Source organism: Sorangium sp. So ce295, from assembly GCF_051527405.1.
Lineage (GTDB): Bacteria > Myxococcota_A > Polyangia > Polyangiales > Polyangiaceae > Sorangium > Sorangium cellulosum_B.
Genome location: NZ_CP150324.1, coordinates 5,539,722 through 5,552,536 on the forward strand (window position 1 = coordinate 5,539,722; position 12,815 = coordinate 5,552,536).

The window sequence follows — 12,815 nt, forward strand, 5'->3', positions numbered from 1 at the left end:
GCAGACCCACGCGCCCTGGGCGCGCGCTCCAGCGTGAGCGTGCGCCCGTCGGACGGGCGGGGCGCGCCCGAGCGCGCCGCGGCCGGAGCCGGGCGCACCACAGACAAGAGGGACTTTCAAGAGGCATCCATGGATCGACCCATCCTGCGCACGTTCATCGCCTACGTCGAAGACCGCCCCGGCGTGCTCAACCGCGTCGCGTCCCTCTTCCGGCGGCGCGCCTACAACATCGAGTCGCTGAGCGTCGGGCGCACCCACATCGCCGGGATCTCGCGCCTGACCCTGGTCCTCGAGGCGGACGAGGACGGAGCGCGGCGCCTGGAGGCGAACCTCTACAAGCTGGTCAACACCCTCTGGGTCCGGGACGTCACCCACACCGCCTCGGTCGCGCGCGACCTCGCGCTCATCAAGGTGAAGGCGGACGCGACGAGCCGGGCGCAGGTGCTCCAGCTCTGCGAGGTGTTCCGCGCGCGCACCGTCGATGTCGCCCCAGAGGCGCTGACCATCGAGATCACCGGGACCGGCGACAAGATCGAGGGCCTGCTCGAGGTGCTCCGCCCGTTCGGGATCATCGAGATGGTGCGGACAGGGATGATCGTGATGACCCGCGGCGCCGAGGAGGCCGAGGCCAGGTTCGACTCGATCCCCGTGCGCACGGCCGAGAACGGCGCCACCTGACGGCGCGAGACGGTGTAAATAGCGCGCGCGAGACGTGAACGACGTGAAGGACGGGAGCCGCGAGGTGCGGGTCCCGGTTGTAAGGAGAGAGAGATGGCTAAGATTTTTTACGATAACGACGCGGATCTTTCGCTCATCCAGAGCAAGAAGGTCGCGATCGTGGGCTATGGCTCCCAGGGGCACGCGCACGCGCTGAACCTGCGCGACAGCGGCGTCACGGTGATCGTCGCCCTGCCCGAGGGCAGCAAGAGCCGGCCCAAGGCGCAGGCCGCGGGGCTGCAGGTGGCCACGGTGTCCGAGGCCGCGAAGGCCGCCGACGTCATCATGATCCTCGCCCCCGACACGTCGCAGGCGCGCATCTACAACGAGCAGATCGCGCCGCACCTCGGCCCGGGCAAGACGCTCATGTTCGCGCACGGGTTCAACATCCGCTTCAACACGATCACGCCCCCCCCGTCGGTCGACGTGTCGATGATCGCACCGAAGGGCCCCGGCCACCGGGTGCGCGAGACGTTCGAGGCCGGCGGCGGCGTCCCGGCCCTCCTCGCCGTCCACCAGGACGCGAGCGGCAAGGCGGAGGCCCAGGCGCTCGCCTACGCGAAGGGCATCGGCGCGACGCGCGCCGGGGTGCTCCTCACGACGTTCGCGGAGGAGACCGAGACCGACCTCTTCGGCGAGCAGGCGGTGCTCTGCGGCGGCGCGAGCGAGCTCGTGAAGGCCGGCTTCGAGACGCTCGTCAACGCCGGCTACCAGCCGGAGATCGCGTACTTCGAGTGTCTGCATGAGCTCAAGCTCATCGTCGACCTCATGTACCGCGGCGGCCTCAACTACATGCGGTACTCGATCAGCGACACCGCCGAGCACGGCGACTACGTGTCGGGCCCGCGGGTCATCACCGACAAGACGCGCGAGGAGATGAAGCGCATCCTCGCCGAGATCCAGAGCGGCGAGTTCGCGCGCAAGTGGATCGCGGAGAACGAGGCGGGCCGGCCGAAGTTCGAGGCGACGCGGGCGAAGGAGCGGGAGCAGCGGCTCGAGATCGTGGGCGCCAACCTGCGCAAGATGATGCCGTTCATCGATCCCGTCACCATCAAGCCCGGCGACTGAGCCTCTCCACTCGTGGGAGGCGGCGGAGAACACCATGCCTGAGATGATTGCGAATCAAGCGATGCCCCCGTCCGATTACGTCCGCATCTTCGACACGACGCTGCGCGACGGCGAGCAGTCGCCGGGCGCGACGATGACATCGTCGGAGAAGCTCGAGATCGCGCTCGCGCTGGCGAAGCTCGGCGTCGACGTCATCGAGACGGGCTTCCCCGCCGCTTCCCCCGACGATCTGCTCGCCGTCCAGACGATCGCCGAGCGCGTGGGCGCGGCCGCGGTCCCCGGCCGCCCCGCCGCGACCCCGCCGATCATCTGCGCCCTCGCCCGCGCCACCAAGGTCGACATCGACAAGGCGTGGGAGGGCGTCGCCCGGGCCGCGCACCCCCGGATCCACACCTTCCTCGCCACGAGCGACATCCACCTCAAGCACAAGCTCCGGATGACCCGGGCCGAGGTGCTCGACCGCGTGCGGGCCATGGTCGCCTACGCGCGCGACCTGTGCGCCGACGTGGAGTTCAGCCCCGAGGACGCCGGCCGGAGCGAGCCGGAGTTCCTCTACCAGGTGCTCGAGGCCGCGATCGCCGCCGGGGCCACCACGCTCAACATCCCGGACACCGTCGGGTACACCATCCCGAGCGAGTTCGGCGCGCTCATCGCCGGGATCCGCAAGAACGTCCCGGGGATCGACCGCGCCATCGTCTCGGTCCACTGCCACAACGACCTCGGGCTCGCGACGGCCAACGCGCTGGAGGGCATCCGCGCGGGCGCGCGCCAGGCCGAGGTGACCATCAACGGCATCGGCGAGCGCGCCGGCAACACCGCGCTCGAGGAGATCGTCATGGCGCTCGCCACGCGCCGGGCCGTCTTCGGGCTGCGCACCGGGATCGACACGACCCAGATCGCCACCGTGAGCCGCCTCGTCAGCGCGGCCACGGGCTTCAACGTCCAGCCGAACAAGGCGATCGTCGGCGCCAACGCCTTCGCGCACGAGTCGGGCATCCACCAGGACGGGATGCTCAAGCACCAGGAGACGTACGAGATCATGCGGCCGGAGATGGTCGGGGTGACGCAGACCCGGCTCGTCCTCGGCAAGCACTCGGGCAGGCACGCGCTCCGCAACCGGCTGGAGGAGCTCGGCTACCACCTCGACGAGGCCCAGCTGGCGGCGGCGTTCGCCAGCTTCAAGGCGCTCGCGGACAAGAAGAAGCACGTCACCGATCCCGACATCGAGGCGATCGTCTCGACCACGCGGGCGCAGGCCGACGATCTCTACACGCTCGACGCGCTCCAGGTCGCCTGCGGGAGCACTGGCATGCCCACCGCCACCGTCCGCCTCCGCGGGCCGGACGGGGCGCTGCACGTCCGCGCCGCGATCGGCACCGGACCGGTGGACGCCGCCTACCGGGCGATCGACGAGATCGTCCGCGTGCCGAGCAGCCTCCTCGAGTTCTCGGTGCACGCGGTGACCGAGGGCATCGACGCGCTCGGCGAGGTGAGCGTCCGCGTCCGGGCGGACGCGACGTCGAGCAAGCGGCACCCGCAGCACGACGCCGCGGCGCGGGTCTTCCACGGCCACGGCGCTGACACCGACATCCTGGTGGCCAGCGCGAAGGCGTACCTCACCGCCCTGAACCGGCTCCTCGCGACCTACGGCGTCGAGCCCAAGGACGACGCGGCGGCGTCAGAGAGCAACCAGAGCGGCCACGGCGCCGCCGTCGAGACCGCGAGGTAGGGCCGTGCGCCGAGCGCAGGAGGCCCCCCAGGGGGGCGACGAGCTCGGCGACCCGATCTCGCTGCACAAGGAAGTCGAACCTTATGAATCCGCCTCATAACGGCGCGGAGCAGGGCGCCCGCCCCTCGGACCGCGTCGACGTCTACGACACAACGCTACGGGACGGCACCCAGCGCGAGGGCATCTCGCTCGCGTGCGAGGACAAGCTGCACATCGCGCGCCACCTCGACGCGTTCGGCCTGGCCTTCATCGAGGGCGGGTGGCCCGGCTCGAACCCGAAGGACGCGCAGTTCTTCGAGCGGGCGAAGGACATCGAGTGGAAGCACGCGAAGATCGCCGCGTTCGGCTCGACGCGCCGGGCCTCGCTGGCCCCCGAGGACGACCCCGGGCTGCGCGCGCTGCTCGCCGCCGGGACGAGCGTCTGCACGATCTTCGGCAAGAGCTCGGTCCAGCACGTGACGGCGGTGCTGCGCACGACGCTCGACGAGAACCTCCGGATGATCGAGGAGACCATCGCCTTCCTGCGCGCGCACGGCCGCCGCGTGATCTACGACGCCGAGCACTTCTTCGACGGGTTCGCGCTCGACCGGTCGTACGCGACCGAGACGCTGCGCGCCGCCGTGCGCGGCGGGGCGGAGGTGGTCACGCTCTGCGACACGAACGGCGGCTCGATGCCCTGGCAGATCGAGGCGATCGTGGCCGAGATGAAGGCGGCGCTGGGCCACCCGCTCGGCATCCACGCCCACAACGACGGCGAGTGCGCGGTCGCCAACTCGATCGCCGCCGTGCGCGCGGGCGCCCGCCACGTCCAGGGCACCATCAACGGCTACGGCGAGCGCTGCGGGAACGCGAACCTCTGCGCGATCATCCCGAACCTGGAGCTGAAGCTCGACCTCCGGGCGCTCCCGGACGGGGCGCTCCGCGGGCTCACCGAGCTCTCGCACTACGTCGCCGAGGTGGCGAACCTCTCCCCCGACGATCACATGGCCTACGTCGGGCGGAGCGCCTTCGCGCACAAGGGCGGCGTGCACGTCGCGGCGATGCGGCGCGAGCCTGCGTCCTACCAGCACATCGATCCCGCGCTCGTCGGCAACGCGATGCGGACCGTGGTCAGCGAGCTGTCGGGCCGCGGCAACCTCCTCAGCAAGGCCGAGGAGTTCGGGCTCGAGGTGCCGACGGGCGCCGAGGTCGAGGTGCTGGAGCAGATCAAGGAGCGCGAGGCGCGCGGCTCGTCGTTCGAGGCGGCCGAGGCGTCCGTCGCGCTGCTGCTCCGCCGGAGCGCGCCGGGCTACAAGCCGCCGTTCCGGCTGCTCGACTTCAAGGTCATCGCGGGCCAGCGCGAGGGCGTCGGCACCTTCGCCGAGGCGATGATCAAGATCGCGGTCGACGACGAGGTGGTGATCACGGCGGCCGAGGGGTCCGGCCCTGTCAACGCGCTCGACGGCGCGCTCCGCAAGGCGCTCGCGCCCGTGTTCCCGGCCGTGCGTGACATCCAGCTCGTCGACTACAAGGTGCGTATCCTCGACGGGCGCGACGGCACCTCAGCCACGACGCGCGTGCTCATCAACAGCCGCGACGCGCACCGCCAGTGGAGCACCGTCGGCGCGTCGACGAACATCATCGATGCGTCCTGGCATGCGCTCGCGGACGGGATCGAGTATGGGCTCACGCTCGCAGCGAGAGAGCCACAGCAGTACACATCCACGTTGCCTGCCAGCGAGGTCGCATGAAGGCCAATATCGTTCTTTTGCCCGGCGACGGCATCGGCGTCGAAGTGGTCGCCGAAACCCGCGCCACCCTCGACGCTGTCGCCGCCCAGTTCGGCCACAGCTTCAGCTACTCGGAGCACCTCATCGGCGGGTGCGCCATCGACGCGACCGGCACGGCGCTGACGCAGGAGACGCTCGACGCGTGCCGCGCGGCGGACGCCGTCCTGCTCGGCGCCGTCGGCGGCCCCAAGTGGGACAACCCGAGCGCGAGCGTCCGCCCCGAGCAGGGGCTGCTCGCGCTGCGCCAGGGGCTCGGCCTGTACGCCAACCTGCGGCCGATCCGCCTGTTCCCCGAGCTCATCCAGGCCTCTCCCCTCAAGGCAGAGCGGCTCGCGGACGTCGACATCCTGGTCGTCCGTGAGCTGACGGGCGGGCTCTACTTCGGCAAGCCGCGCCTCCGCGAGGAGGTGAACGGGCGCCGGCGCGCGGTCGACACGCTCGAGTACACGGACGAGGAGATCCAGCGCGTCGTCGAGCTCGCGTTCCGCCTCGCGTCGTCGCGCAGGCGCCTCGTCACGTCCGTCGACAAGGCGAACGTCCTCGAGTCGTCGCGGCTCTGGCGCACGGTGGCGACCGAGGTCGCCGCCCGCCACCCGGAGATCCGCATCGAGCACCAGCTCGTCGACTCGTGCGCGATGCGGCTCATCACCGCGGCCGCGGCGTTCGACGTCATCGTCACCGAGAACATGTTCGGCGACATCCTGACCGACGAGGCCGCCGTGCTCGCCGGCTCGCTGGGGCTCTGCCCGAGCGCGTCGCTGGGCGATGGGACGCGCGGGGTCTACGAGCCGATCCATGGCTCGGCGCCCGACATCGCCGGCAAGGGGCTCGCCAACCCGATCGGGACGATCTTGAGCGCCGCGATGCTGCTCCGGCACTCGCTGCGGCTCGACAAGGAGGCGGCCGTGCTCGAGCGCGCGGTGGCGCAAGCCATCGCCGGCGGCGCACGGACGGCGGACCTCGGCGGCAAGCTGTCGACCCAGGGGATGGGCGAGGCGGTCCGCGCGAAGCTCGCGGGCTGAGCGCCCCCTCCAGGCGGCCTCGGGCGAGCCCCTCACCGGGGCTCGCCGCGCGCGATCTACGGCGCGCTCGACGGCGCGATCGCGCTCTTCTCGCCCCCTTCCCTGCACGGCCATCGACGCGTGGACACAAGGCCCCTTCGCGGGCCGCTCCTACGCGTTGCTCCCAGGCTGTCCAGTCCACCGCTTTCCTCGCTCGAATCCATCGCTCTTCGCCTCCGGCCATCGACCAGGACGGGACGATATGTGTCGTGGACGGGTCCGAGGGTGGCCCTGACGATCTCTGGTCGAACCGCGGGAGCATGGGCTCAGGAGACGCAATCGCGTGGATCTCCCCCCATCCCGCTCCACGCTGGAGATCCTGGCGAACGACACGATCGCGCGCGCCTTCATGAAGCATCCTGCGCCGCGGGACGCCACGATCGCGGCCGACGCCCGGGTGCTCCGCTCCATCCGATTCATCTCCGTTGATCGAGCTGTTCGCATTCGAGGCACCGCTCCCGAAGCCTCATAAGGACAGGCCTTCCCGCGCCCGGTCCTCGCCAGCATCGCAGTCCGGCGCGCTCGCGCTCCTCCGCGCTGGCCAACCAGAGCGACGGCGCCGCGTCCGGCGCCCTGCATCTGCGAAGAGCGCGCGCAGCCCCCGGAGCACGTGGGAGGCCGGCGAGCGCCGCGCAGCCGCGGCTTGCGCTCTCTCGAGCGGCCGCGGCTCGCTCCCTCCCGGAAGGAGCGCGTGACGCTTCCCTCGCGGCGCGCACGGCCCCGCAGAAAGCGTCCATGGTGTCTCAGGTGTCCTTTCTGCGGTAATCGACATCACCTCCCGAACACCACACATGATCGTGCGGCGGGGGATCTCAGGTCCCCGCGTGTCAAAGCTCGTCGCCATGACGGGCGATGACTCCATTCGACATGGATTGATGTGCACAGGAGAACGGGAACATGAGCCAATTGACGAAGTTCGCATCGCTCATCGCCCTCTCGACGGCCCTCTCCGCGGCCGGTTGCATGGCCGAGGCGACGACGTCGGGCGCGCCCACCGACGACGTGATGAGCGAGACCGACGAGGCGAAGCAGGCGTTCCAGGCCGAAGAGACGGATTCCGCTGATCAGGAGTCGACCGCGAATCCGGCGATGGACGAGAGTGCCACGGACCCCAGCGCAGCAAGCGCCAGCGCGCCGGCCCCCGGCGCGCCCGATGTCGGCGCCGTGGACCCCGGCTCGGCGACCCCGACTGGCGAGGAGGGCGTCGGCGAGAAGCCCGATGCGGCGCGCTGGTGGGGCGGCGGCTGGGGTTGGGGTCGGCCCGGCTGGGGCTGGGGCGGCGGCTGGGGCTTCCGGCCCTGGGGCTGGGGCGGCGGCTGGGGCTTCCGGCCCTGGGGCTGGGGCGGCTGGGGCTTCCGGCCCTGGGGCGGCTGGGGCGGCTGGGGCGGCGGCTGCGGCTGGTAGGACGCCGCGCTAGCACGGTTCGCTTGAGAAGGCCCTGCTGACGCCCGCTTCGCGCCCCTGGTGCGGCGCCGCCGCGGCTCGGTCCTCGCCACGGCAGACGCTGGCAAGGGGTCATGAGCGGACGATGACGCTTCGGGCCCCCTTGACGGGTCGAGGCTCCCTCACGCGGCCGCGGAGGGGGTCTCGACCGCCACCGCGGTGCCCCTGGATCGCCCGCACGGGTCTGCGAGCGGTCCCGGGGCACCCGGGATCAGGCGTCGGCCTCGGCGAGGCTCGGGACGCGGCTCACGAGGAAGCGAGTCGTCGTGTAGCACCACCACGTGCCCCCCATGCAGGTGAGATAGGAGGCCGCGCGCGCGGCGCGACGGCGCGCTGGCTCTATCGAGCGGAGGCCGTCCGCGTCGAGCCCCCGCGCGCCGCGGTGGGGCGCTCGGGCGGCGCTTCCGGGCGGCCGAGCTTCTCCGCGCGCTCGGTCACCCAGAAGCGCTCCGCGTCGGCCGCGGTCCAGGCAGACTCGTCGAGCAGCGGGAGGAGCGCATCCGACAGCGCCCGCGCGCTCTGGAAACGGTGGCGCGGGTCCTTGGCGAGGCACCGCAGGACGAGGCGGTCGACCGCGCGAGGGACGGTCGGGCCGCGCCGCACCGACGGCGCGAGGGGCGCCTTCGTCATGTGGGCGGCGAAGAGCTGCCCCGACGACGAGCCCTCGAACGGCAGTTCCCCGGTGAGCAGGAAGTAGAGCGTGCCCCCGAGCGAGTAGATGTCGCTGCGCGCATCCGCCCGATCGCCGCGACACACCTCCGGTGCCATGTAGGCGGGCGTCCCGCAGAGCATGCCGCTGTTCGTGAGCTCGGCGTCGCGGCCGCCCTCGACCATCCGCGCGACGCCGAAGTCGAGCAGCTTGAGGAAGTCGTGATCGTCGCCAACGCGGGTGACGAAGAGGTTCTGCGGCTTGATGTCCCGGTGGATGATCCCGGCCTCGTGCGCCTCGATGAGCGAGCGGCAGGCCTGCAGGGCGAAGCGCAGGGCGCGCGCCACGGGCATGGGGCCGTAGCTGCGCACGATCGCGGCGAGATCGGCCCCGCGCAGGTGCTCCATGGCGATGTAGTAGATGCCGTCGTCGCTCGCTCCGAAGTCGAAGATCCGGATGGTGTGAGGATCGCTGAGCTTGCTCGCCGCGTGCGCCTCTTGCTCGAAGCGCTTCGGCACCGCCGGGTCCGGCGCGTCCCGCGTCCTCAGGAGCTTGAGGGCGACGTCGCGGTGGAGCGTCTCGTCCCACGCGAGCCAGACCTCGCTCATCCCCCCTTTGCCGATCGGCGCCTCGAGTCGGTACCTGCCCAGCTTGCGCGCCTGATAGACCTGCTGCTGCGCGGCCCACACGACGTGGCTCGACAGCGCCCCGATCACCCCCGAGGCAGGGACGAAGATGTAATGGCTCGCGGCCGTGAGCAGCGTCGTCGGATCGAGCCACGCCGCCTGGATGGACGGGGAGAAGATCGCGGCGATGCCCATGGTCGCCGGGAAGGCGAGGAACATCGTCGCAGAGGCGAGGAGCGCCTTGCTGAACGGCGCGGGCACGAGCGCCGTGCGGAGCAGCACGACGATGGAGAGCCCGTGCATGTACGCGCTCGTCAGGCCGCCGAAATCGAGCGCCATCAGCGAGATGAAGATCGCGGCGGTGAGGAACGCGGCCTCGTACCCGAGGAGCACGACGCGCCCCGAGAGCGTCGGGCGCCCCGAGAGCCGGTACACGGCGAGGGAGAGCGCCTGCTCGACGACGCGCAGGACGATGCAGCGCCACACCGGCGCCGCGGGGTACAGCACGGTCGCCATGAACACGTCGACAAGCGTGAACGCCGGCCATATCCAGAGCGCGACCCGGAAAGCGCGCCGGACCGCGCGCCGGACGCTCTCCGTGTCGTGGGCGCCCGGGGCGGTGCGCCGCGTGCCGAGCGGGCGAGTCTCGCGCTCTCTGAGCGTGCGCGCCGCGGCCGAGCGCTCAGCGCGGAGAGCCTCTCGGAGCAGCGCACGCTTCATGGCAATCTCGAGGGTCGCCAGAGCCACGCCGAACGTCAAGCGAGCGTTGTTGGCTTCTCGTGCGGCAGGTTTCCTCGGCCACGATGCCGGGCTGCGCTGCCCGCCGTCTCCCACCCCGGATGTCGTACCAACATGACCGTTCGCCGCCCCACATGCCGTGTTCGTCCGCCGTGCACACACATGCCCGTGAGGTCATGAATCCTGTCAGCGCCTCGGGGGAGCGGCGTGGCGGCACGCCGAGGCGCGGCGAGGTGACCGGGACGGCTGGGGCTTCGGGTCTCGCTCGTCGCCTTGGCCGCCGGCCCGCGGCGCCGGTCAGGCGAAAGGCGCCGCTCGCGCCTCGGCGCCGCGGGCTCGAGCTCAGCGGGCCCCTTACGCCTCGGGCCGCGGCGGTCGCCCTGGTCAACCGGCCGGATCCATGCTTGAAAGCTCGCCACTGTGCCGCTCTCGCCCGAAAGCTTTCGCCGGCTGTTCGCAAGCCGCCCCGTCGTTCTCGCGCCCATGGAGGACGTGACGGACGCCGTGTTCCGCCGCATCGGCCGGGAGCTCGGCGCCGAGCTGTGCGTGACGGAGTTCGTCAATGTCGAGGGGCTGCTGCGCGGGTGCAAGACCGCGCGGCGCAAGCTCGACCTGGCCGACGGCGACCAGCCGACGGCGATCCAGATCTACGGGGCCAACCCGGAGCGCCTCGCCGAGGCCGCGCGCGTCGCCGAGCAGGCCGGACCGGCGTTCCTGGATATCAACTGCGGCTGCTGGGTGCCGAAGATCGCCGGACGAGGCGCGGGCGCGGGCTGGCTCCGCGATCCGGAGGCGATGGTGGCGATGGCCCGCCTCGTGACGCGCTCGGTCGCGCTCCCGGTCACCGTGAAGACGCGCATCGGCTGGGGACCGGAGTCCCATATGCCGATCGTCGACCTCGCGCGGCGCCTCGAGGACACCGGCGTCGCCGCGCTCACGATCCACTGCCGCACGGCCCAGATGGGGCACAGCGGCGCTGCCGACTGGAGCTGGGCCGCCCGGGCGCGCGAGGTCGTGTCCATCCCTGTCGTGGTGAACGGCGACATCAAGACCGCCGACGACGCGGCCCGCGCCCTCCGCGAGACGGGCTGCGCCGGCGTGATGGTCGGCCGCGCCGCCATCGACCACCCCTGGATCTTCCGCGAGGCCCGTGCCCTCCTCGACGATGGCGTGCACCTCCCGCCGCCGACGGCCGAGGAGCGGCTCGCCCTGTGCCGCGCGCACCTCATCGCGAACACCGAGGCGCGCGGCGAGCCGCACGGCGTGCGCGTGACCCGGCGCCACCTGACCGGCTATCTCCGCGGCCTCCCCGGCGCGTCGGCCCTCCGGCGCGAGCTGCTCTTCTGCGACAGCCTGTCGGGGTGCCTCGACATCCTCGACAGCGCCGCGCAGCGGCTCGCGGCCTGCGGCGCGGCAGCCTGAGGCGTGGCAGGCCGGCGGCGGCGCCGCCTACATGCCCACGGGCGTCGCGTCGTCGACCGGCGCGGGCTCGCCGTTCTGCCGCTCGGCGCCCGGCGGCGCGCCCATGGGATCGTGCGGCAGGCTCCCGCGGTGCGAGCGGAGCAGCACGTGAGGCGTCGCCAGGAGGAAATTGGAGACGCGGGACGTGTAGATGTCCGCCGAGCGCTCGATCTGCCGGGCCAGGTGGCTCTTGTCGTTGCCCGTGCGGAGGAGCAGCCCCCACCTCGGGTTCAACGTCTCGGCCGACGCCTTCGCGAGCGGCGCGATCCGCGCGTCGAGCGCCGCGAGGCTCGCCTTGAGCTCGTTCATCTTCGCCTGGATCTCGCCCTCCGTCGCCCCGGCCACCGGCCCGTAGCCGGCGCGCATCCGCTGGAGCTCCAGGCGCAGCCTGGCATAGACGCGCTCCGCGTCCTCCTTCTCCCGCATCCAGAGATCGAGGCGCGCCTCGGCCCCGCGCGCCTCCTCGATCGCGAGGATCTCGTCCTCGAGCTCCCGGATGATGAGCGCCGTCCGCCACCGCAACGCGCTCTTCGACACATGCACATCCCCATAGATGTGATCGCCGATGTAGAGGATCTCGTCGCCGGACAGCCCCAGGTGGTGCTCGACGAGCCCCGCGTTGCCGCCCAGGTAGTGCCCGCCCACGCGCAACCGGCCGGCCGGGCGCAGGAGGCCATCCTCCGTGACCACCTCGAAGAGCGGGCTGCGGCTCGAGAAGAACTCCGGCTTCCGCGCGGAGACGATGACCACGTCGAACAGGTCGCGCCACGTCATGCCCCCCGGCAGGAAGCGGTCGAACGCGTAGCTCATCATCGCGCGCGTGTAGACCCACTCCGAGTTCGTGATCAGGACGAGCTTCTTGCCCGCCTCCCGCTGGTCGAGCAGCGTGAGCGGGATCTCCGGATCGAGCAGCACGAACCGCTCCGGATCCCCGATGATCTCGGCCTTCAGCTGCCCCTCCATGTGCGTCGCGTCGAGGCGATCCTTCACGCGGCGATAGAGGTCGCTGTAGCCGAGCACCTCGGGCAGCCGGCGCTGATCGAGCAGATCGACCAGCTTCGCGTACATGCACCCCTCCGACAGCGAGAAGAGCGTGTTCAGGAAGACGTAGCGCCCGTCCGCAAGGTCGACGATCGTCCGCGCGTAGGTCGCGCGCTGGGTCTCGAAGTCGATCGGCTTCGTGCCGTGGAAGGCCCGCTTCACGTAGCCGAACCGATTCACCTTGAGCAGATTGCCGAGCTCGGTGTCCAGGATGAGCCCTCGGATCACGAGGTCCGGCTCGAACGTCAGGTCCCCGACCGGCCAGCCCTCGCTCTCCAGGAGATGCCGGAGGTGCTCATAGGCCCGACGCTCCCACGCCTCCACACGGTAGTGGATCAGCGTGTAATCCATGTCGTATCCGATCGCCTTGATCGAACGGAGATTCAGCGTCCGGTTGCAGAAGATCCCCCGCTGCTTGGGCGGCGGGGCGGCGAGGCAATCCAGCTTGTCCATGGTGATCGCCCGGAGAGCGGTCGTGAGGCATACCAGGGACCCACGGCGTTGCCCACCCGG

The 12,815-nt window shown here is 71.3% G+C and carries 9 protein-coding genes; 7 read left to right on the forward strand and 2 right to left on the reverse strand.

The genetic code is table 11. The features are described 5' to 3' along the window. Nucleotides 1-129 precede the first annotated feature (129 nt). The 6 genes from ilvN to WMF11_RS20895 all read left to right on the forward strand — a co-directional run bounded on the left by ilvN (nucleotide 130) and on the right by WMF11_RS20895 (nucleotide 7,748). Nucleotides 130-678 carry an acetolactate synthase small subunit gene (gene ilvN / locus WMF11_RS20870; protein ID WP_437554138.1) on the forward strand — a complete coding sequence of 183 codons (549 nt, stop codon included), beginning with the start codon at nucleotides 130-132 and terminating at the stop codon, nucleotides 676-678. 93 nt (nucleotides 679-771) lie between these two features. After that, the gene (gene ilvC, locus WMF11_RS20875; protein ID WP_012236362.1) at nucleotides 772-1,785 is read left to right on the forward strand and encodes a ketol-acid reductoisomerase; all 1,014 of its coding nucleotides are present in this window, start codon (nucleotides 772-774) and stop codon (nucleotides 1,783-1,785) included. A 34-nt stretch (nucleotides 1,786-1,819) separates the two neighbouring features. Continuing rightward, complete coding sequence (locus WMF11_RS20880) at nucleotides 1,820-3,514, forward strand: 2-isopropylmalate synthase (RefSeq protein ID WP_437554141.1); 1,695 nt, start codon at nucleotides 1,820-1,822, stop codon at nucleotides 3,512-3,514. A gap of 83 nt (nucleotides 3,515-3,597) precedes the next feature. Beyond that, a complete protein-coding gene (gene cimA, locus WMF11_RS20885; RefSeq protein WP_437910240.1) occupies nucleotides 3,598-5,244 on the forward strand; it encodes a citramalate synthase in 1,647 nt (548 codons plus the stop codon). Beyond that, entirely contained in the window at nucleotides 5,241-6,305 is a 1,065-nt protein-coding gene (gene leuB / locus WMF11_RS20890) for a 3-isopropylmalate dehydrogenase (RefSeq protein ID WP_437554146.1), read from the forward strand. Before cimA ends, leuB begins: the two co-directional genes overlap by 4 nt. A gap of 936 nt (nucleotides 6,306-7,241) precedes the next feature. Further along, the gene (locus tag WMF11_RS20895; protein WP_437978688.1) at nucleotides 7,242-7,748 is read left to right on the forward strand and encodes a hypothetical protein; all 507 of its coding nucleotides are present in this window, start codon (nucleotides 7,242-7,244) and stop codon (nucleotides 7,746-7,748) included. 378 nt (nucleotides 7,749-8,126) lie between these two features. On the opposite strand, the gene WMF11_RS20900 is transcribed toward WMF11_RS20895, so the two are convergent. Then, complete coding sequence (locus WMF11_RS20900) at nucleotides 8,127-9,782, reverse strand: serine/threonine-protein kinase (protein WP_437554150.1); 1,656 nt, start codon at nucleotides 9,780-9,782, stop codon at nucleotides 8,127-8,129. A gap of 438 nt (nucleotides 9,783-10,220) precedes the next feature. Here WMF11_RS20900 and dusB point away from each other — a divergent pair, with 438 nt between their 5' ends. Continuing rightward, nucleotides 10,221-11,222 (forward strand): tRNA dihydrouridine synthase DusB, encoded by a 1,002-nt coding sequence (dusB, locus tag WMF11_RS20905; protein WP_437978689.1) that lies wholly within the window; start codon nucleotides 10,221-10,223, stop codon nucleotides 11,220-11,222. Between the two features lie 27 nt (nucleotides 11,223-11,249). On the opposite strand, the gene WMF11_RS20910 is transcribed toward dusB, so the two are convergent. After that, nucleotides 11,250-12,755 (reverse strand): HAD-IG family 5'-nucleotidase, encoded by a 1,506-nt coding sequence (locus tag WMF11_RS20910; RefSeq protein ID WP_437554154.1) that lies wholly within the window; start codon nucleotides 12,753-12,755, stop codon nucleotides 11,250-11,252. Nucleotides 12,756-12,815 lie beyond the last annotated feature (60 nt).